A 20,012-nucleotide genomic window follows, 5' to 3' on the forward strand; every position below is an offset into this window, starting at 1 on the left:
TATACTTAACTGAACTGTCTTCTTCACGTCTTAAGAAATTCAAAAGTTGGTCTTCGTTGCACAGTTTCACTGTCGTAAGCTCCTACATTTTCTCTTATAGTATAGTATGTTTTGCGGATAACTATAATCAGAGCATTTTGATTGTAGTTGTCAAATATAGGTATCTATATGGTTGATAAGCAAAAACAGGAAGAAGCGCATAAAGCGTTCAAAGAACTTTATAACAAGTTGCCACCAACAGGTAAATCCGTTGCTAATGGAGCTATGGCTGGAGCTGTTGTCGGTAGTGTCGTACCTGTTATTGGAACTGGAATAGGAGCGTTAGTTGGTGGCGCTGCTGGTTTAGCTTATAAAATAAGACAGAAGTTAAAAAGTAAGACAGATTCAAAAGAAAATGATTGATATAGCGTGTAAATTTATTTACCGCTGTTTCCATAACACCAACATTTAACCATCAAACGCCCTTGGGAAGCCGAGGGCGTTTTTTGTGCGCATATCTAATAATTAAAGGTAACGGATGATGGCACTAACTCGTAATTTCAAAGAAACCGTTGTTGCTCGTGTGCAAAGTGATCCGGCGTTTGCGCAAGCGTTATTCGATGAAGCTATTAACCTATTTCTTAATGGTGAATCCGACACCGCCAAACTCGTTTTGCGCGATCTAATAAATGCGACGATTGGATTTGAATCTTTATCTCAAGAAATTTACAAACCAATCAAAAGTTTACACCGAATGCTATTGAGTTCCGGCAATCCAAACATGAATTATGTTTCAGTAATTTTTGCAGCGGTAAACCGCCCGCTCAAAATTGAAACTCGTAAATGGATAACACACAATTTGATGAATGACTAGAAAGTGTTCGAGATATGGGTCGTCATATGCGCGGCGAGACGGTGGCGGGAATACGACTGCACGAATTCCCTGAGCCAGATGTTAAAGCAATTCGTGAGCGTACTGGATTATCTCAAGATCAATTCGCTCATCTCATTGGCATCAAAGCGAAAACCCTGCAACACTGGGAACAACGTCAACATTGGTATCTAAAACAATCTTCATTGCCATTCGTCTCGCAATACTGCTTGAAATGCCAAAGGGTCTTGAGTGAGCGTTATCGTGCCTGCATGACGTTGAATATCTTTATTTGGCAGTGCGTCGTGTTCAGCAACCAGCACAATGACCTTCACCGCTTGACCTTCCCGCCAATGCTGCTGATAAGGCAGCGGTAATTCAATCACATTATTGTACACACAGGTTTCAAATTCGATGGCTTGCATATCAAATTAACCTCGATTAAGAAATAGTTGGTTAAGTCAGTGACGTTTTTTGTTAGTGACCGATGTGGAGTTGATGCTTAAAACAAACAATGAATAGCACATAATTTGATGAATGACTAGAAAGTGTTTGAGACATGGAGCGTCACATGCGCGGCGAGACGGTGGCGGGAATACGACTGCACGAATTCCCTGAGCCAGATGTTAAAGCAATTCGTGAGCGTACTGGATTATCTCAAGATCAATTCGCTCATCTCATTGGCATCAAAGCGAAAACCCTGCAACACTGGGAACAACGTCGGATACGTCCAGATGGACCAGCGCGAGCACTATTAAAGATCATTGAAACAAATCCCTCAGTGCTATCGGTACTGCATCATCAATTGTGAAACCTGTTCTGCGACGTATCAATGTTTAACCAGCAAACGCCCTTGAGTTATCGGGGCGTTTTTTGTTGTCGCCACAACAATTTTTGATTGTATATAGTCGATCCACCACAAAATGATTGTCGAAATCCGCGCACTGCCTTCAATCATGCTTGTTGCGCAGCAATCAATTTATCCTGGACAGTTTGGATAGACTATAAAAAAACGGTGAACTGATTTCTCAGTTCACCGTTTTTTATAACTGGTCGGGGCGAGAGGATTTGAACCTCCGACCACCTGAACCCCATTCAGGTGCGCTACCAGGCTGCGCTACGCCCCGGAAAGAACGCGCATACTACGGCGTGGCGCAATTGCCGTCAACGCCGCAGGATTTGGAGCAACTCTTCTAGCTCCACGCGGATTTGACGCAAAAGATGCTGCGCCTGACTGCTGTCCTGTTTGATGTGCTCACCGCTCAATTGCAACCGCGCCCCGCCAATTGTAAACCCTTGATCGTAAAGCAGATTGCGAATTTGGCGCACCATCAACACATCGTGGCGCTGATAATAACGCCGATTGCCACGGCGCTTGACCGGCTTGAGTTGCGGAAATTCCTGCTCCCAATAGCGCAACACATGCGGCTTCACCCCGCACAGCTCGCTGACCTCGCCAATCGTGAAATAGCGTTTGCCGGGAATCGGTGACAACTCGTCGTCAACCAACAACTCATTATTCGCCTTCGGTTCCAGCATAGGCTTCTACCCGTGACTTGAGCTTCTGCCCCGGTCGGAAGGTCACGACCCGTCGCGCAGTGATCGGAATTTCCTCGCCAGTCTTCGGATTCCGCCCCGGGCGCTCATTTTTCTCGCGCAGGTCAAAGTTCCCGAAGCCAGACAGCTTGACCTGTTCGCCGCGCTCCAGCGCCATGCGAATCTTCTCAAAAAACATCTCCACAATGTCCTTGGCTTCGCGCTTGTTCAAGCCAAGCTCATCGAACAAATGTTCAGCCATATCGGCTTTGGTCAACGCCATATCCTCAATCCCTCAATCGTGCGCCAAGTTCGGAAGCGAGGCGATTCACAATCTGCCCCACCGCACCCTCAATAAAATCGTCAGTCAGTGTCTGAGAATAAGACTGTAAAATCAAGCCTAAAGCAAGGCTTTTTCGAGAAGAATCGACATTCTGACCCGTGTACACATCGAACACCATCACCTCGCGCAGCGTCTCGTCTGCGCCAGCGCGAACACAGTTCACCACCGCGTCGTGACTAATCGTCCGGTCGAGCGCGATGGCCAAATCACGGCGAATGCTAGGGAACCGCGAGATCGGCGCATAACGCGGCAGAATGCCCAGCGCCAGCGGTGCGACATCCAGCTCAAATACAAACACATCGCCCTTCAGATCAAGCCGCGCTGCCAGCGCCGGATGCACCATTCCCATCATGCCAACCGGCAATCCGTCGCGTTCAATCCGCGCCGTCTGTCCCGGATGCAGCGCCGGATGTTCACCCGCCACAAAGCGGAATTGCCCCGCCGCACCAGTCAGCGCCAGCACCGCCTCCACATCCGCCTTGAGATCGTAAAAATCCACCGCCCGCGCCGTAACGCCCCACTGCTCCGGCAGGGCGCTGCCGCTCACCAAACCCGCCAAACCGAGCGGCTGCTGCAACTGTCCCGCTGCATCGTGGCGAAACCGCAGCCCCGACTCAAAAATCCGCACCCGCTCGCTCTGCCGCGTCTGGTTATAACGCGCCGTGTGCAGCAACCCCGCCCACAGACTGCTGCGCATCACCGACAACTCCGCGCTGATCGGATTTGCCAACCGCAGCGGCTGCGCCTCCGGCTCAATCAACGCCTGCAATTCCGGGCTGATAAAGCTGTAAGTGATGACCTCGTGAAACCCACGATCCACCAGCGCCAGCCGCGCCCGCTCCAGCTCAAAACCCGCTTCTGATGGCGCAGTCGTCACCGTCGCTGCGCTGGCGTGACTGACCGGAATCTGGTCATAACCGTGAATGCGCCCGATGTCGGCGATCAAGTCCACCTCGTGTACCAGATCAAACCGCGCACTCGGCGGCGTTACCAGCCAGCCATCGGCGACCGTTTCCAGCGTCATCCCCAACCGCTCCAGCACTTCGACGCTGGTGGCAGCCGGCAATGCCAAACCGAGAATCTGGGCAATTCGCGCCTCGCGCAGATGCAGCACCGGCGGCTGCGGCAGATGTTCCTCCGCCGTCACGACCACCACCGGCCCCGCCTCACCGCCGACGATGTCCAGCAATAACTGCGTCGCCCGTTCAATGGCGCGAACCTGAAGCTGCGGATCAACGCCGCGCTCAAAGCGGTGCGATGAATCAGTGTGCAGCCCGTAACTGCGAGCCTTGCCGCTGATGGCGAGCGGCGCAAAAAAGGCGCTTTCCAACAAAATATCGCGGGTGTCAGCACTCACTGCCGTCGCCGCGCCACCCATGATGCCTGCCAGCGCCACGGCGTGATTGGCATCGGCGATGACCAGCGTGTCCGGGCGCAGCGTCACCGTGTCGCCATTGAGCAGCGCCAGCGTCTCGCCATCCTGCGCCAGCCGCACCGCAATTCCGCCGTTCAGTTTGGCAAGATCAAAGCCGTGCAGCGGTTGCCCGAGTTCGAGCAGGACGTAATTGGTGACATCGACTACCGGACTGATTGACCGCAAGCCGCTGCGCCGCAGCCGTTCCTGCATCCAGATCGGCGTGGTGGCGGTCGGATCAAGGTTGCGCAGCACGCGGCAGGCATAACGCGGACACGCGGCTGGCGCGGCGAGTTGCACCGCCAATTGGTCAGCGTTGGTCGGCGTGACCGGCGCAATTGCTGGCGCAGTGAGCGCGACGCGATTGATGACCGCCACTTCGCGGGCAAGTCCGGCAACGCTCAGGCAATCGCCGCGATCTGGCGTCAAATCGACTTCGATGCAGTGATCGTCAAGCGTCAGCCACTGGCGCACATCCGCGCCCACTGGCGCATCAGCGGGCAGTTCCCAGATGCCGTTGGAAGTCTCCGCCAGCCCCAATTCGACGACTGAGCAGATCATGCCGAACGATTCGACGCCGCGCAGTTTCGCCTTTTTGATTTTGAAATCGTTGGGCAACACCGCGCCGATGGTGGCGACCGGCACGCGCATTCCTGCCGCGACATTGGCTGCGCCGCAAATGATTTGCAGCGGCGCAGCACCGCCGACCTCCACCGTGCAAATGCGCAGTTTAGCGGCATCTGGGTGCGGCACAATTTCCTGCACCAGACCGATGGTGACGCCACAAAATGCTGGCGCTGCTGGGGCGACGGCATCGACTTCCAGCCCCGCCATGCTGAGTTGATCGGCTAATTGCTGGGTATCCACCGGCGGATTCACCCATTCGCGCAGCCACGCCTCACTGAATCGCATGTTCCGCTGTCCTGTATTCAGTTTTCAATACTGATTGTTGTATTGAAAAAGCAATTAAAAAATAGTCGTAGGTTGGGTTGCCGCTGTTGGCAACCCAACAACAATTAACGCCAAAATTACCGGAATTGAATTGAGCCGTCATTGCAAAAGTGCGGCAGTTTTTTATGCGTCATTGTTGGGTTGCCAACAGCGGCAACCCAACCTACGAAAGCATCAAGCGAATTGGCGCAAATAGCGCAAATCATTATCGAAATTGAGCCGAATATCATCAATGCCATAGCGCAGCATTGCCAGCCGTTCCACGCCCATCCCGAAGGCGTAACCGCGATACCGTTCTGGATCAATGCCAACTTGTTGAAACACTGCCGGATAGACCATGCCGCAGCCGAGCACTTCGAGCCAGCCGGTCTGTTTGCACACGCGACAGCCGCTGCCGCCGCACATCACGCACTGAATATCGACTTCGGCGGACGGTTCGGTAAACGGAAAATAGGACGGGCGGAAACGCAGTTGCAGCTCGCGCTCGAAAAAATTGCGCAGAAAATCGTAAAGCACGCCCTTGAGGTCGGCAAAACTGACCTGCTCATCGACCAGCAGCCCTTCGACCTGATGAAACATCGGCGTATGCGTCAAATCGGAATCGCAGCGATACACGCGCCCGGGCGCGATGATTTTGAGCGGCGGCGCTTGGCTGGCCATGACGCGAATCTGCACCGGCGAGGTGTGCGTCCGCAGCAGGCGCTCGGCGTCAAAATAAAAGGTGTCGTGCATTGCCCGCGCTGGATGATGTTCGGGAATGTTGAGCGCGGTGAAATTGTGATAACTATCCTCAACTTCTGGCCCTTCGGCGACCGCAAAACCGGCGTTACCCAGCAGCCGTTCAATCCGCCGCAGCGCCCGCGTTACCGGATGCAAACTGCCCGGCGTCTGCCCGCGCCCCGGCAAGGTGATGTCAATCCGCTCGGCAGCCAGCCGCGCCGATAACGCGGTTTGTTCCAACGCGGTTTTCCGGTCGTCAAGCGCAGTTTGGAGCGCGACCTTGATTTGATTGATGGCGTTGCCGGCTGCCGGACGCTCCTCGGCAGACAAGGTGCCGAGCTGTTTGAGCAGCGCCGTTAATGCGCCATTTTTGCCGAGATAATGCACCCGCGTTTGATCCAGCGTTGCCAGATCGGGTGCAGCAGCGACCGCTGCCAGCGCGGCATCTTGCAACGCGGCGAGCGTGGTATCCGCCAGACTGTTGAGTGAAATTGGTTCGACCATGACGTTGAATTGACAACTGAAATGCGAAAAAAGTGACCGACAAAAAAGGGAAAGACTCATAAGCCTTTCCCTCAATGTCTACGGCGGATGCAACTGTTAAACCAAAGCCGCTTTGGCCTGCTCTGCCAGTGCTGCAAATGCCACGCTGTCGTGGAAAGCAATATCAGCCAACACTTTGCGATCCACTTCAATGCCAGCCAGTTTCAAGCCGTGAATTAACAGGCTGTACGACAAGCCATTCTCACGCGCAGCGGCGTTGATACGCGCAATCCACAGCGCCCGGAATTGGCGCTTCTTCTGGCGGCGGTCGCGGTACGCATATTGACCGGCTTTGATAACCGCCTGTTTCGCAACGCGATAAACCTTACTGCGAGCGCCGTAATAACCTTTGGCCTCGTCGAGCAGCTTCTTGTGGCGGGCGTGGGCGGTGACGCCACGTTTCACTCTAGGCATTCTAATTCTCCGGTAACGTCAACTGCGATCAGCAGTAAGGAATCATCCGCAGCGCGGCACGAACATCTGACTTGTGCAGCCGTTTTGGAGCACGCAACTGGCGCTTCCGCTTGGTGGGCTTCTTGGTCAGGATGTGACGACGGTGCGACGAATGGCACTTCACGTCGCCGGAGGGGGTGCGCTTGAATCGTTTGGCGGCACCACGATTGGTCTTGATCTTGGGCATCAGTTTTACACTTCGCTATTGATTAAAATGGATTATTTTTTCTTGGGACCAAGCACCATCACCATCTGCCGCCCTTCCATGAGTGGCTGCTGTTCCATGATGCTGATGGGTGCCAAATCAGTTTCGATCCGCTTGAGCAGATCAAGCCCCAGCTCCCGGTGCGCATGTTCACGCCCGCGAAAGCGCATGGTGACCTTGGCCTTGTCCCCTTCTTGCAGGAAACGGGTCAGGTTGCGTAGTTTGACCTGATAGTCTCCTTCATCCGTCCCCGGACGGAACTTCACTTCCTTGATCTGAACTTGCTTTTGCTTCTTCTTCGCTTCGTTTTTCTTCTTCTTCTGATCGAAGAGAAACCGCCCGAAATCCATCAACCGACACACTGGCGGGTCTTCCGTCGGCACGATTTCAACAAGGTCCATACTCGCCGTGACAGCCATTTCCAACGCTTCACGGGTGTTCACAACTCCGACCTGATGTCCATCCGCGCCGATCAGTCGAACTTCCGGGACGTTGATCTCCTTGTTGACGCGGTTTCTCTTTGGTGCAGCGATAACAAATTCCTCCAACAATACAAATAAAAACGACCGGCTGACTGCCCTCGCAGTCGTTCCAGTCGTACCGAACCGTTAATGGATACGGTTTGCTACTTCTTCGCGTAAACGCGCAATGAACGCGTCAAGTTCGATAATACCGAGGTCTTCGCCCTGACGATTGCGCACCGCTAAGGTGCAAGTCTCGACTTCACGATCCCCAATCACCAGCAAATAGGGTACCCGTTGCAAGGTGTGCTCCCGAATCTTAAAACCGATCTTCTCATTTCTCAAGTCACAATCAGCGCGGAAGCCATTGTTACGCAAGGTTTTAGCGACTGTTTGGACGTAATCCGCTTGGCGGTCGGTGATGTTGAGCACCACCACCTGCACTGGTGCCAGCCACAGCGGAAACAGCCCCGCGTAGTGTTCAATCAAGATGCCGATGAACCGTTCAATTGAGCCGAGAATGGCGCGATGGATCATCACCGGCGTTTGTTTGCTGTTGTCCTCGGCGATGTAGTGCGCACCGAGACGACCGGGCATTGAGAAATCGACTTGAATCGTGCCGCACTGCCACGCCCGCCCGATGCTGTCGTGCAGCGTGAATTCAATTTTGGGGCCATAAAACGCGCCCTCGCCGGGCTGAACGCGGAACGTTAGTCCCTTGTCCATCAACGATTTTTCCAGCGCCGTCTCCGCTTTATCCCATAAATCATCACTGCCAACGCGCTGGTTTGGACGCAGCGACAACGCCAGATCAATCTCGGTAAACCCAAAATCGCGGTAGGTCTCAAACACCATATCAATCAAGGTCGCCACTTCGGTTTGCAATTGCGACTCGGTGCAAAAGACGTGCGCGTCATCTTGCGTAAACCGCCGCGCCCGCATCAAACCATGCAGCGTGCCGGAGGGTTCATTGCGATGGACAACGCCAAACTCCGCTAAACGCAGCGGCAGATCGCGGTGACTTTTTAAGCCCTGATTGAATAACTGAATATGACCGGGGCAATTCATCGGCTTGATGGCGAAATCACGATCATCAAGATGCGTGGTGAACATGCCGCCCGCGAATTTGTCCCAATGCCCAGAGCGTTCCCACAGCGAGCGATCCAATACCTGCGGCGTTTCCACTTCCTGATAACCGTACTCGTCCAGCTTTTCGCGCATGTAGGTTTCAGCAAGCCGATAAATGATCCGCCCTTTGGCGTGCCAAAACGCCATCCCCGGCGCTTCATCTTGAAAATGAAATAAATCAAGCTGTTTGCCGAGTTTGCGGTGATCGCGCTTTTCCGCTTCTTCCAGCCGCGTGAGATACGCCGTCAATTCTTTTTTATCGCGCCACGCCGTGCCATAAATCCGCTGCAACACCGCGTTTTTAGAATCACCGCGCCAATATGCGCCAGCCACTTTGGTCAATTTGAAGCCGGTGCCGAGCTTGCCAGTGCTGGGTAAATGCGGACCACGACAGACATCAAACCACTCGCCCTGCCGATAAATCGTCACCGTTTCACCGGCGGGAATGATGTCGGTGATGATTTCAACTTTGTAATGCTCGCCGCGCTCGGCAAACAGCCGCTGCGCGTCTTCGCGTGCCCAAACTTCACGAGTAATCGGCAGATCGCGCTTGACGATCTCGTGCATCCGCGCCTCGATCTGCGTTAAATCATCCGGCGTAAAGGGTTCAGCGCGGGCAAAGTCGTAGTAAAAGCCGTTGTCGATTGCCGGCCCAATGGTGACTTGCGTGTCTGGATACAGCTCCTGCACCGCTTGCGCCATAACGTGCGCAGCATCGTGGCGGAATAATTCCAGCGCAGTGGCTTCATCTTTGCTGGTGATGATCGCCAACGTCGCGTCGGTTGCGATCAAAAAAGACGTATCAACCAACACGCCATCGACGCGCCCAGCCAGTGCGGCTTTGGCAAGCCCAGCGCCGATTGAGGCGGCAACGTCGTGGACGGTGACGGCTTCGGCAAATGAACGCTGCGAACCATCGGGAAGGGTAATCAAAGGCATGTTAAATCCTAAAATTCAGCGGCGATCCATACGAGAGATCACATGATTTTTTATTCACTAAAAAGTGAAAATGCAATAAAAAAAGCTGTCTGCTTTTAGCAGTCAACTTTCAGCTTGAATTGGCGCTGAAAGCGGATTGCTGAAAGCAGACAGCCTAAAAATGTGGTAGGCGCGATTGGACTCGAACCAACGACCCCCACCATGTCAAGGTGGTGCTCTAACCAACTGAGCTACGCGCCTGTCGTTGCGAGTGCGCATTCTACGGAAATAGTCTCTTAATGCAACTATTTTCTGTGCAGTGAGATGACTGCTGTATTGCTGCCACCATCCCGCTTGCGCAGCGCCAGCTTATAAATCTTCGGTTTTTTCAATTGGGCGTTGCGTTTCTAAGCGCGTGGCGGTGAATTGATCTTCAGTGATGTTTAACGCCGTTTTGGTCAGAATTGCCACCGCCTCCACCAGCGCCAGCGCGTCTAATTTGTACTCGCGCTGCAAATACTGCCGACTTGCGCCGTGGGCGTAAGTGTCGCGCAAACCCAGCCGAATTAACTGCTTGCCCAATCCCTGCTCGGCAATCACCTCCGCCACCGCTGAACCTAAGCCACCGATGATGCTGTGGTTTTCCAGCGTGATCACGCCATAACGCGCCGCCGCAATCGCCGTGCTCAGTTGCGGATCGGTGAAGGGTTTGAGCGTGGAGACATGCAGATGCGCAATGGAGATGCCGTGCTCTCGCAGCACCTGCGTGGCTCGCAGCGCCTCTTCGGTGCAGATGCCGCTTGAAATCACGACCACATCAGTGCCGGTGCTCAACACCCGCGCTTGATTGAAGTGCAGCGGTTTATCAGCCGCAAATAATCGCGGCACTTCACCGCGCAGCATCCGCACATACACCGGCCCGTTGATCGCTTGCGCGACATCGAGCACCGATTCGACCTCGGTGGCGTCGCCACATTCCAAGATCGTCATGTTGGGCAGCAGCCGCAGCAGGCCGATGTCATCAATCGCTTGATGGGTGACGCCGCCGGCAGTGGTGATGCCCGGCAAGAATCCAATCAGGCGCACCGGCAGATTGGGATAGGCAATCGACATGGCGAGCTGATCGAACGGGCGGCGCGTGAGAAAAACGGCGAAGGTGTGCAGATACGGAGTGAAGCCTTCTCGCGCCAGCCCCGCCGCAAATCCCAGCAGGTTTTGTTCGGCCATGCCGAGCGCGAAATAACGCTCTGGATAGGCGTCTCGAAAGCCATCAGCTTCGCAAGATGCTGTTAAATCGGCAGTTAATACCAACACTTCGGGACGCGCTTGCGCCCAGCGCACGAGGTTGGCGCGATGCGGTGATTGCACGGTTTCCATTTAATTTGCCTCCGCCGTCAATTCGGCCAGCAGCCGCTGATAAGTGTCGTATTCCGCGCCGGGTTTGAAGCGGACGTAATGCAGTTTGGGAGCGCGTTCGCGCAGCCGCTCCAGCCCGTGACACGGATCCGTTCGCGCAATCACCACCAGCGGACGGTCAAATCCCCCCAACCCCCCTTTTTCTAAGGGTGGCTCTTGTGCTGCGTCTTTTTCTAAGGGGGGCTTTTGAGCTGCATCTTTTTCAGCAAGTGATTGATCGCGTGTGGTCGTGAAAGGAGCCGCCACTTCAACCCCGCCCAAAACATCAAGCCCCCCTTTGAAAAAGGGGGGTTGGGGGGATTTGAGATCGGGCAGTTGAGTGGATTTAAGCGCCATCTCCAGCGCCTCGGGATCATGCCCATCAACCTCATGCACCTCCGCCCCAAATGCCCGCAGCCGCGCCGCTAACGGTTCAATCGACATCACCTGCGCCATCGGTCCATCGCACTGCTGCGCGTTGGCATCAATCACAATCCCGACGTTCCCCAGCCGATGCTGCGCCAGCGCCGCCAGCGCCTCCCACGTTTGCCCTTCCTGAAATTCACCATCCGACATGAACACCCACACCCGTCCGCTCTCGCCGCGCAGCCGCCGCGCCAGCGCAATCCCGCCCGCTTGACTCAGCGCTTGCGCCAACGATCCCGCCGTCACCTCGTGCCCCGGCGAATGCTCCGCGCCAATCAATTCCACCGTGCTCCCGTCACGATTGAACTCATCCAACGCCTCCGGTGCCAGTCGCCCCAATTCAATCAACACCGAATACAACACCAGCGCGTAATGCACCGGCGAAAAAATAAACCGATCTAAATCAGGCGCTTTCGCACCGTTATAGCCCGCGCCAGTGAAGGCGTGCGGATTGTTGGCCGCCGGCACGCCCGCAAAGCGACGCGGCAGAGCTGGCGCTGTGCTCGCGCCCAACCGCATCACCCGCAGATACAGCGTCGCCAAAATCTCAGCGGATGAACAGGCTTGGCTGAGATAGCCGCCGTTGTGTTTCAAGGTGTGTTCCAACACGCGACGGCGCACAGCGGCTGCCACTTGCGGCACCGTCAACGCCGCCGAGGTTGCATGAAAAGAGGGGGAAAATTGCGCCATTGCGAGCGTTCCTGAGAATGAAGTGGTCAGTGGTCAATTGTCAGCAAATCGTACTGACGTTGGATGATTCAACGATAAAGCACATCAATTGCAAAATTATTGCTAATTATCACAACTCACCCGATATGCCGCCAGCGCCGCCGCTTTTATTTCAGCGGCAACTAATGGAAAGGTCGCTAGAATATGCGCAAATTCAGCTTCACTCAACCCGTATAAATGCGCAATTAAAGCATCCAATTCAGCGCGTAATTGAGCGCGTTCACTCGCAGCAGTCACGCCGTGATGATGCGATTCTAAACCCACCGCCGCCGCTAATTGATCGAATTCCGGCGTCGTGCAAATCAATTTTGCAGCACGGTGAACAATTGGCAAAAAAACAGGATCGGCAGCCGTGAGACGGGGAACTGGAATGTTATAAACAAAGAAAAAAGAGACGTGCGATGTGACGCACTGCCGAAATAAATAATCAACGGTAAAACTGTTTAATATAGCAATCAGAAAAACGCGCTCTTGATGATTGATCGCCGTACAATTATAAACAATTTGCTCGTTTTCTATCGCATCAAAAAACACGCTTTCTAAACTCACTGTATGCGGACAAAACCGCCCCGACGCTAAAATCGTCCCAATAAAAGTTCTTTCATCTGTATTACGAGCAACATCGCGGAAAGCAAGCCGATAACTTTCATAATTAAGCCGCATCATTTCTGGTTGTATCTCAGTTGAAACTGCCGCTTCTGTAACCAGCTTTTTAGCTTTTCTAACTCGCGCTGCAATTAAATCATCCCGCGCTTCATCTTCATTTAACCAATACTTTGGCTGCCCGTAATCCGCCGTAAACTGGTGAAAATGTTTACCTTCAAATAACGGCAATCGCCCCGCGCCCGCTTCCGTTTTGAATAAATGACTGTCATTGGTCATATCAAATTCACGGGTTAAACGCAGATTCCAAGTGTTTTCGATCTTCTCGCCGAGCAGCGGAAACTTCAGCAGCTTTTCAGCAATTTGCACATCCGTTGCGCTTTTGAATTCCATCACCGAATGCGAATCGGGCGACAAACGGCGGATCAAATCAACCGACAACTGCAAACTCGTGATATTCGGAAACGTCGCCAATTCCGCTAAATGATGCCGCATAAATGTTGCTGGAAATTGTGTTGTCGTGCCGCCTTTTTCAAAGGTCAAAATCACAAACTTAAAGCGACTATCAACGCCTTCAAAAATATCTTTGCGGTTTTCAAAACAAAACAAACCGCTGATTTGCGTGTGATGAAACAACAAATCGCGCAAGCCTTTTGCGCCCAAATCGGTATAAATGCCAGACGGAATCACGATCCCGCACGCGCCGCCCGGACGCAGTAAATTCACGCATTGTTCAGTAAACAGCTTGTATAAATTAATATCGCTGCCGGTTTTCTTCCCGTTCACGATTGCGGATTGAAACTTGAATTGTGGCGCAGCGCGAAACCACGCCGACTGGTGCGCAAAGTTGGATAAATACGCCAGCCACTCTTCCCGAATTGTGACATCCGCCAACAATTGATCTTGCGCCTTCTCGAATTCCTTAATCGTCATCTTGTTTTTCGTGACCAATTCCGAATGCTCTTGGAAAAACTCCTTTGCATTCGGCTTCACAATTTCCCACGGCGGATTGGTAATAATCGCATGAAAGCCGCCCGCTTCTAACACCTGATTGAATTCAAAACCCCAATGAAACGGATGCAGCGCCGCAATATCAGCAGTTTTCAACGGACGCTTGATCGTCTTGCCCATTTTATTTTTAGCGGCATCCCAAGTGGCTTGTTCAAAGCGAATTGCACACGCACCCATTTTGGTCAACAAAATCTCATTCAACACAGGCTGCGCTTCGGCTTGATTCAGTTCAATATCGTGTTTAATTTGAGAAAGATTCACGCCACCGAAACCAGCAACAGTATCGCGGTATATTTTAATGAAGCGGTTTTTCTCATTCACAATTTCCCGATAACTGCGACTCAACGCCAAACTGCCGGCTGGATTTTTATTCGCAAATTCTGCGGCATCGACCTGCATCAACCCGATCAAAGAATTGCCGGTCACGATATTAAAATCAATGTTTGGCAACGGCTCCAATTGCTCCACTGATTCCGCAGTTGCCACCAACGCCAAAAACAGCCGCAGCTTCGCAATTTCCACCGCTTCCTCAACGATTTCGACGCCGAACAGATTATTCGTGATAATTGTGCGCCGAATAAAATAAGACACACTGGCATGACTGGTTTTCCACTCATCTAACTGCGCTTTCAACTTGCGATCTTTCAAAAAAGGGATGCGCCCAATAATGGCCTCATAAACACCGATCAGCGTTTTCATCGCAGCGACTAAAAAAGCGCCCGAACCGCAAGCCGGATCAAGCAGTTTTAATGTTGGCAACAATTCCAATAAAGCCGCGCACTGCTGCGCATTCAAATGGGTTAAAAGCTCATGGAGATTATTAAATTGACGTGGCGCAGCGCCGCCGACTGGCGCGACCGCGAGCGGCAAATGTTGCACATGCTGCAAAATCAAGCCGTGAATGGTGCGCTCACATAAATACTCAGTAATTTGCGGGCGCGTGTAATACGCACCAAACGACTTGCGCTGATTGATATATTTCTCAAAGATATAGCCCAACACATCGGGATTGATTTCATCATCCTGACCGCCGGGCGTATCATTCAAATGCCACGAATACCGCTGGAAAAATGTAAATAATTGACTAAATGCCACATCAGGAATATGCAGCGAATCTTGATGCAACGTCTCCAAACGATGCGGCAAAAATAACCCGCCATTCAAAAAGCGAATATCACCGATTAACTGCTGCGTCGCGGCGCTGCGCTGTTCCGGTGGTTTAGCAAACCCTTCAAAAAACAACGCCTGCAAAAACCCAGAATAAAACTGCTCTGCGCCACGTTGTTGACTCGCCAATAATTTATCGCGGAGATAATGCCCATTGCCGCCATCTAAAAAATGCTTGCGCTGCAAAAACCAAATAAACATCAAGCGATGAATTAAAATTGACGCCAACCAATTGCGCTGCGCTTCTGCATCAACGCCAGCAATCAAAAGGGAAAACTGCTCATGCTGTTCTTTATATTCATCAAAAAACTTTTTAGTGACTCGCTCGACATCAAATGCTGCTTGCATTCGCGCAATCAACGCGGTGAGCGGGAAATTACCCGCAGCATCCAAATCATTGATGTCAATCATAATTGACGACAATTTAGATAAAAACAAATCCCCTGATTGTCCTTGCAAATACCAATGCTCACGCGGAATCAAGCGAGTGCCCTCGCGCTTAACCCACATCCAGACTTGACTGTGCGAATCAGTAAAAATCAAAACATTTTCATGCACCACCTGCGAGAGTTCGCGCTGAATTAACAACCGCACATCCGCCAGCGCCGGCAATTTATTGATAACAAAAACCACCATGCCCGCAAATTCAGCAACAGCGGTTGCTTCCCAACTGTGTTGATTGGCGTTAACGGTATAATGTTGCTGACCCTGCACCTGCGACCAGCCCAACTCTTCAATAAATAACTGCGGAAAATTAAATCCCTGCAAATGCTCCCGCAGCCGTTCAATTTGAAGTGCGTCCATCTTAAAAAATCCTCAAAATTGGTTGGGTTGCTGCGCAAACCAACCTAAAGTTGCTGAGTTGAAAAACAACAGATTATAACTGTTCCAGTGGGATTTTTACTCCCAATGCTTGATACACGCGCTTAATGGTTGTAACGCATGGTGTGTTGAGTCGTAACGATTCAAACAACGCTTCACGAGTCATTCCTGATTGTTTTGCAATTTCACTCATTCCTCGTGCTCGCGCCACCACATCCAAAGCGTGTACTAATTCAGAAGGATCATTCTCTTCTATTACTAAAGACAGATAAATCTCAATGTCTTTTTCATCATTCAGATATTCCGCAGGATCAAAATCAGGTAAATCAGAAATTTTAATTTTGGTATCCATTTTTTATTCCTCAATAGCCGTTGCGTACTGGATAGCCTTGCAAATATCAGCAGCTTGCGTAGATTTATCTCCACCTCCTAACATAACAACAAGCGTTGTACCACGTTGAATATAATACATTCTCCAGCCGGGGCCAAAATGCTCGCGCATTTCAAAAACACCATTACCAATCGGTTTAACATCACCAAAATGACCACGACTGACGCGATCAAGCCGACGATTAAGACGAACGCAAGTTTCTTTATCTTTCAAACTAGAAAGCCAAGCGGAAAATGCTCTCGTGCGCTTAACAGTAACCATAAAAATCGTTTGCTTCTCTCAAAAATTGATCATACACCCAAATCAAACCAAGCTGCATTAAAAATAGTTGCGGTCTGGATTGATTGCAGCAACCCAACTGACAACCATCAATTGGTTGAATAATCAGCGTTTAAGATCAAGCTGCAAATCATCGCCTCTCGTTTGAGCCAGTGCAAAAGAGGAAGTTGCATTGCCAGCGTTCAAACCCAGACTACACACTAACTGTACTTCTTGCGCTTCCGGTTCAATCTTCTGACACAAGCGCCCATCCTTTTTCAAATTAAGCAGCAACGCCACCAAACCGCGATCAGTAATCTGCAAACGCAATTGCCGATTAAGAATTTCCAGCGCACTCGGCAATAACGGATAGCGATAAATCTCATCAACAATCTGCTCCAACTGTTTTAATTCCTCAGCCGTAAATAAATCAAGCTGGCTGCCCAAATGCACCCGATAATTTTTAATGCGCTCAAATGTTTTAGCGCGTGCGCCACTCATGCGCCCTAATGCCCCGCCGGTGCGTTGTTATTCCTGAATAATCTGCTCAATTCCAGTGCGTACCAAAACGTGATGTTGCGCAATTGCAGGCACTGCTGGCGTATTTGCCTGACACGCTGCCGCTTTCAAAATTGCGAATTGCGAATTTGTCACCGCCTTACCGTATTCATCAATCCACGCCAAGCCATCATTACCTTGCGGCGTGCGCGTATACACAATCACTCCCGCTGGAGCATTCATTGTCACCTGCTGCGCTTTAGTGCTATAAACCACCTGCGGCATCTTTTCAATTGTCGCAATCAAACTCGGATCAGCATCAGTGGCATTTTTCCAAATCTGATACGCATAAGATGCTAAATCAACAGCATCGCCTTCATTTTCAGCTTCATCCAAAATACCGCTGCGTTCTGTATACAAATCACGCCACTGTTGTTCAGATTGCTGCTGCGGATCATCATCAAAAAAGCGTTCATCAGAACCAATCACTTCTGCATTTTGTTGTAACCGCTGCTGCACGCGCCGCCGTAATCCTAAAATTCGCTCAATCCCATCAGCCGGCACGAAGGAATAACATAAAATCTGCGCCGAGCGTTGCCCAATGCGATCCACGCGCCCAGCGCGTTGGATTAAACGAATAATTGCCCAAGGCAAATCATAATTCACAATAATTGCACAATCTTGTAAATTCTGCCCTTCCGATAATACATCCGTTGCAATTAAAATCCGCACTTCCTGCGCAGGTTTTATTTTGCCGTGCTGACCATTTGATGCTGGCGAAAAGCGTCGCGCCAATTCTGTAGGATCGGCGCTATTGCCCGTCGCATACGCCAATTGCTGCACACCGCGCCGCTCTAATTCGGTCGCTAAATAAATCGCAGTGTCAGCGAATTGCGTAAACACCAGCACCTTTTCATGTGCGTGCTGTTCACAAATTAAACGCTCTAATTCTGCGAGTTTGCTATCTTGTTGCGCATCCCACGCCTGACAATGCGCCAACACTTCCAATAATTGCTGCGCATCAAAGGCTAAATCATCGGCAAGTTGTTGGGTAAATAATTTTTTGGGCAACCACCGAAAGCGTTGATAATATGTCCGCCGATAAGTGTGATAAACCGTTTTTGCACGAGAACGCAATGCTGCTGCCGTTGGCAATAATTCAGCCAGCGCCACATTCATTGCGCTATCTTCAGCACCATCTTCTATTTCAATTTCAGCAGTGCTAGCTTCAATATCATCATCTTGCGCATCTAATAACGCCGCATCTTGCGTCCCAATGGGAATCTCCAGCCCTTCTTCAAGCGCATAGAGCACACAAAAATTGCGGATCAGATGGCGCTCAATCGACAATAAAAATGCTGGCCCGGCGCTTTCCAACCGCTTAAATAAATTAGTGCGACAAAATCCCATCAACCGCTTGCCAGCGCGACTCAAATCTTTCATCATTTGCTCATGTTCGGCGCTGGGCGTTAATTCTGATCTGTTTTGCAGATATTGCCCCAATCCATAACGCGGCAAGCGCAGTGCTTCAATGGTTGTGACCACGTTGGGCGCATATAATCGCGCATAGGGATCAAGTGAATGTTCATCCTGAATCACAAACAGCACGTTTTTCGGAATACGCTGCGGAAAATAAGAATGGCTGCCATCAGGAAAGCGCAAATAGCGCCCGCGTTCATCGGTGTGCGCATAATGCTGCATAATAAAACTGCGGGTGCGCCGTACCATATACAACCGAATTAATTCGCGCCAATCATCTGGCTCCTCGCTTTTTTCAAAAGCAGCCAATAAATACGGCGAATACTGATAACGTGCCGTGAATTTAGCACTGCCGCCACAACTGCGTACAAATCGCTCTGGGCGAATTCCCAAATCAGTATCTTCTTTAATAAATAACGCCAATTGCGCCGCAAGATCACGATAGGTTTTGTTATACGGCGTTGCCGATAACAAAATCACTTTGCTGTCATTGCGGTGAATATACTCCCGAATCACACGCCACCGTTTGCCGTCTTTATTGCGCAAATTGTGCGCTTCATCAATTAACAACACGCGATAACGGGGCGTTTTATCTGGCAGTTCAGTTAATACCCGCGACAATGACAGCACTCGATGCCCGCGCAATTGATAGCGATGCGCGTAATCTTCCCACATTGACACCAAGTTTTTAGGGCAAATAATCAGCGTTTCCGTGCCGTGATCTTCTTCAAATACTTTCGCCAAAGCGGTCGCCATTAACGACTTTCCCAAACCCACGACATCGCCAATAAAAACGCCACCACGTTGATTGAGTTTACGCGCTGCTATTTTCACTGCGGCGGCTTGAAAATCGAATAACACTTGATTAAAAATGGGCGGGATTTGTGATTCTAATAAGCCAATTCGCGCATCCTCAGATAAATACCACGCTAAACGCAAATACAAATGATACGGCGGCAAAAGGCGCTCGGCTGCCCAACTCTCATCAATTAACGCGGCTAAATCCTGAGAAATATCAAAGCACCAGCGTTCCTGCCACCGCGCTTCAAACCACGCGGCGAGTTTGTGGCAGGCGTCGTGCTCCAAAACATCTAAATTGAGTTCGCCCTGCTGCGACAATCCGGCGAGGGTCAAATTGCTGCTGCCGACAAAGCCGGTGATCGGATTGTTGGCATCTTGACGGTGGACAAGATAGAGTTTTGCGTGGAGCGGATAACGCACATGCAGCTTGACAATCAATTGCTTGGCGTGAAGCTGCCGCGCTAATTGACGCAAAGTCGCCTCATCTTCGGCGGTCGGAATGCCGCAAGTGAGCTGCTGGCGAAACTCCTCGGCGAGCTGATATTTCGCCCGGACTGCCGTTTGATTATCCATGCCCGTCGGCGGTGGACGCAGCAGCAAAGCGCGGCGCACTTCTTCGGAAGGCGTTGATTGCATTCCAATTAATAGGCGGCAGCAGTGTCCAGCGCCGCCCGCCCAATTTTCAATTGCGGGAGCCAATGTGCGCCAACCGCGCAAATTGAAATAACCAACGCAACAATCGGCGCGTTCACCAAGTCGCAGTGTGTCTAATAAAGTGGGTAATATAGTTGTCCGCAAAACTAACCATACAGCACCCAAGGCACGAACTGTTCTATCCAGCCCTTGGCATAGCTTGATGATTTGCTGAATACAGCCCAAGAATCAGAGATGACTGACTTTAAGTACTCAT

General features: G+C 51.4%; 19 protein-coding genes, 2 tRNA genes and 1 pseudogene. 4 read left to right on the forward strand and 18 right to left on the reverse strand.

All coding sequences use genetic code 11. From position 1 onward, the window contains the following. Positions 1–168: 168 nt before the first annotated feature. From CKO12_RS12355 to CKO12_RS15275, 3 genes and pseudogenes are all read left to right on the forward strand, one after another. On the forward strand, positions 169–402 hold the full coding sequence (locus CKO12_RS12355) for a hypothetical protein (RefSeq protein ID WP_200155044.1): 234 nt from the start codon (positions 169–171) through the stop codon (positions 400–402). A 115-nt stretch (positions 403–517) separates the two neighbouring features. After that, positions 518–853: a transcriptional regulator gene (locus CKO12_RS12360; protein ID WP_207146368.1), complete on the forward strand. Its 336-nt coding sequence runs from the start codon at positions 518–520 to the stop codon at positions 851–853. 26 nt (positions 854–879) lie between these two features. After that, positions 880–1,014, forward strand: a pseudogene (locus tag CKO12_RS15275) (helix-turn-helix domain-containing protein); the annotation flags it as partial. A 39-nt stretch (positions 1,015–1,053) separates the two neighbouring features. On the opposite strand, the gene CKO12_RS12365 reads toward CKO12_RS15275, so the two are convergent. Continuing rightward, positions 1,054–1,275, reverse strand: coding sequence for a hypothetical protein (locus CKO12_RS12365; RefSeq protein WP_200155046.1), 222 nt, complete (start codon positions 1,273–1,275; stop codon positions 1,054–1,056). 134 nt (positions 1,276–1,409) lie between these two features. Between CKO12_RS12365 and CKO12_RS12370 the strand changes: the two genes are divergently transcribed. Further along, the gene (locus tag CKO12_RS12370; protein ID WP_242466326.1) at positions 1,410–1,661 is read left to right on the forward strand and encodes a helix-turn-helix domain-containing protein; all 252 of its coding nucleotides are present in this window, start codon (positions 1,410–1,412) and stop codon (positions 1,659–1,661) included. Positions 1,662–1,900: 239 nt separating this feature from the next. Here the strand turns inward: CKO12_RS12370 and CKO12_RS12375 are convergent. From CKO12_RS12375 to CKO12_RS12460, 17 genes are all read right to left on the reverse strand, one after another. Next, a tRNA-Pro gene (locus CKO12_RS12375) sits at positions 1,901–1,977 on the reverse strand. A gap of 37 nt (positions 1,978–2,014) precedes the next feature. Continuing rightward, entirely contained in the window at positions 2,015–2,389 is a 375-nt protein-coding gene (locus CKO12_RS12380; protein WP_200155047.1) for a MerR family transcriptional regulator, read from the reverse strand. After that, the gene (gene ihfA, locus CKO12_RS12385) at positions 2,367–2,669 is read right to left on the reverse strand and encodes an integration host factor subunit alpha (RefSeq protein WP_200155048.1); all 303 of its coding nucleotides are present in this window, start codon (positions 2,667–2,669) and stop codon (positions 2,367–2,369) included. Before ihfA ends, CKO12_RS12380 begins: the two co-directional genes overlap by 23 nt. Before the next feature lie 4 nt (positions 2,670–2,673). After that, positions 2,674–5,055: a phenylalanine--tRNA ligase subunit beta gene (pheT, locus tag CKO12_RS12390; RefSeq protein WP_200155049.1), complete on the reverse strand. Its 2,382-nt coding sequence runs from the start codon at positions 5,053–5,055 to the stop codon at positions 2,674–2,676. Between the two features lie 213 nt (positions 5,056–5,268). After that, positions 5,269–6,318, reverse strand: coding sequence for a phenylalanine--tRNA ligase subunit alpha (pheS, locus tag CKO12_RS12395; protein ID WP_200155050.1), 1,050 nt, complete (start codon positions 6,316–6,318; stop codon positions 5,269–5,271). A gap of 96 nt (positions 6,319–6,414) precedes the next feature. After that, positions 6,415–6,771 (reverse strand): 50S ribosomal protein L20, encoded by a 357-nt coding sequence (gene rplT, locus CKO12_RS12400; RefSeq protein ID WP_200155051.1) that lies wholly within the window; start codon positions 6,769–6,771, stop codon positions 6,415–6,417. 28 nt (positions 6,772–6,799) lie between these two features. After that, positions 6,800–6,997 carry a 50S ribosomal protein L35 gene (rpmI, locus tag CKO12_RS12405; RefSeq protein ID WP_200155052.1) on the reverse strand — a complete coding sequence of 66 codons (198 nt, stop codon included), beginning with the start codon at positions 6,995–6,997 and terminating at the stop codon, positions 6,800–6,802. Between the two features lie 32 nt (positions 6,998–7,029). Continuing rightward, on the reverse strand, positions 7,030–7,563 hold the full coding sequence (gene infC, locus CKO12_RS12410) for a translation initiation factor IF-3 (RefSeq protein ID WP_200155053.1): 534 nt from the start codon (positions 7,561–7,563) through the stop codon (positions 7,030–7,032). A 60-nt stretch (positions 7,564–7,623) separates the two neighbouring features. Beyond that, the gene (gene thrS, locus CKO12_RS12415; protein ID WP_200155054.1) at positions 7,624–9,543 is read right to left on the reverse strand and encodes a threonine--tRNA ligase; all 1,920 of its coding nucleotides are present in this window, start codon (positions 9,541–9,543) and stop codon (positions 7,624–7,626) included. Between the two features lie 163 nt (positions 9,544–9,706). Then, positions 9,707–9,783: transfer RNA gene (locus CKO12_RS12420), tRNA-Val, on the reverse strand. A 108-nt stretch (positions 9,784–9,891) separates the two neighbouring features. Further along, entirely contained in the window at positions 9,892–10,899 is a 1,008-nt protein-coding gene (locus tag CKO12_RS12425; RefSeq protein ID WP_200155055.1) for a transketolase family protein, read from the reverse strand. Continuing rightward, entirely contained in the window at positions 10,900–12,033 is a 1,134-nt protein-coding gene (locus tag CKO12_RS12435; RefSeq protein WP_242466327.1) for a transketolase, read from the reverse strand. It abuts the gene before it with no gap. A 102-nt stretch (positions 12,034–12,135) separates the two neighbouring features. Further along, entirely contained in the window at positions 12,136–15,657 is a 3,522-nt protein-coding gene (locus CKO12_RS12440; RefSeq protein ID WP_200155056.1) for an Eco57I restriction-modification methylase domain-containing protein, read from the reverse strand. A gap of 73 nt (positions 15,658–15,730) precedes the next feature. Next, a complete protein-coding gene (locus tag CKO12_RS12445; protein WP_200155057.1) occupies positions 15,731–16,027 on the reverse strand; it encodes an addiction module antidote protein in 297 nt (98 codons plus the stop codon). A gap of 3 nt (positions 16,028–16,030) precedes the next feature. After that, complete coding sequence (locus CKO12_RS12450) at positions 16,031–16,327, reverse strand: type II toxin-antitoxin system RelE/ParE family toxin (protein ID WP_200155058.1); 297 nt, start codon at positions 16,325–16,327, stop codon at positions 16,031–16,033. A 123-nt stretch (positions 16,328–16,450) separates the two neighbouring features. Continuing rightward, the gene (locus CKO12_RS12455) at positions 16,451–16,825 is read right to left on the reverse strand and encodes a hypothetical protein (RefSeq protein WP_200155059.1); all 375 of its coding nucleotides are present in this window, start codon (positions 16,823–16,825) and stop codon (positions 16,451–16,453) included. Positions 16,826–16,852: 27 nt separating this feature from the next. After that, on the reverse strand, positions 16,853–19,801 hold the full coding sequence (locus CKO12_RS12460) for a helicase-related protein (protein WP_242466328.1): 2,949 nt from the start codon (positions 19,799–19,801) through the stop codon (positions 16,853–16,855). Between the last annotated feature and the right edge of the window lie 211 nt (positions 19,802–20,012).

The organism is Chromatium okenii, assembly GCF_016583745.1.
In the GTDB taxonomy this organism is placed as follows: Bacteria; Pseudomonadota; Gammaproteobacteria; order Chromatiales; family Chromatiaceae; genus Chromatium; species Chromatium okenii.

Excerpts from the sequence above, each read along its gene's own strand:
- CKO12_RS12435 (WP_242466327.1), bottom strand. The coding sequence starts at position 12,033 with ATGGCGCAATTTTCCCCCTCTTTTCATGCAACCTCGGCGGCGTTGACG.
- CKO12_RS12440 (WP_200155056.1), bottom strand. The coding sequence starts at position 15,657 with ATGGACGCACTTCAAATTGAACGGCTGCGGGAGCATTTGCAGGGATTT.
- CKO12_RS12380 (WP_200155047.1), bottom strand. The coding sequence starts at position 2,389 with ATGCTGGAACCGAAGGCGAATAATGAGTTGTTGGTTGACGACGAGTTG.
- CKO12_RS12450 (WP_200155058.1), bottom strand. The coding sequence starts at position 16,327 with ATGGTTACTGTTAAGCGCACGAGAGCATTTTCCGCTTGGCTTTCTAGT.
- CKO12_RS12445 (WP_200155057.1), bottom strand. The coding sequence starts at position 16,027 with ATGGATACCAAAATTAAAATTTCTGATTTACCTGATTTTGATCCTGCG.
- thrS (WP_200155054.1), bottom strand. The coding sequence starts at position 9,543 with ATGCCTTTGATTACCCTTCCCGATGGTTCGCAGCGTTCATTTGCCGAA.
- CKO12_RS12355 (WP_200155044.1), top strand. The coding sequence starts at position 169 with ATGGTTGATAAGCAAAAACAGGAAGAAGCGCATAAAGCGTTCAAAGAA.
- CKO12_RS12425 (WP_200155055.1), bottom strand. The coding sequence starts at position 10,899 with ATGGAAACCGTGCAATCACCGCATCGCGCCAACCTCGTGCGCTGGGCG.
- pheS (WP_200155050.1), bottom strand. The coding sequence starts at position 6,318 with ATGGTCGAACCAATTTCACTCAACAGTCTGGCGGATACCACGCTCGCC.
- ihfA (WP_200155048.1), bottom strand. The coding sequence starts at position 2,669 with ATGGCGTTGACCAAAGCCGATATGGCTGAACATTTGTTCGATGAGCTT.
- CKO12_RS12365 (WP_200155046.1), bottom strand. The coding sequence starts at position 1,275 with ATGCAAGCCATCGAATTTGAAACCTGTGTGTACAATAATGTGATTGAA.
- CKO12_RS12370 (WP_242466326.1), top strand. The coding sequence starts at position 1,410 with ATGGAGCGTCACATGCGCGGCGAGACGGTGGCGGGAATACGACTGCAC.
- CKO12_RS12455 (WP_200155059.1), bottom strand. The coding sequence starts at position 16,825 with ATGAGTGGCGCACGCGCTAAAACATTTGAGCGCATTAAAAATTATCGG.
- pheT (WP_200155049.1), bottom strand. The coding sequence starts at position 5,055 with ATGCGATTCAGTGAGGCGTGGCTGCGCGAATGGGTGAATCCGCCGGTG.
- rpmI (WP_200155052.1), bottom strand. The coding sequence starts at position 6,997 with ATGCCCAAGATCAAGACCAATCGTGGTGCCGCCAAACGATTCAAGCGC.
- rplT (WP_200155051.1), bottom strand. The coding sequence starts at position 6,771 with ATGCCTAGAGTGAAACGTGGCGTCACCGCCCACGCCCGCCACAAGAAG.
- CKO12_RS12360 (WP_207146368.1), top strand. The coding sequence starts at position 518 with ATGATGGCACTAACTCGTAATTTCAAAGAAACCGTTGTTGCTCGTGTG.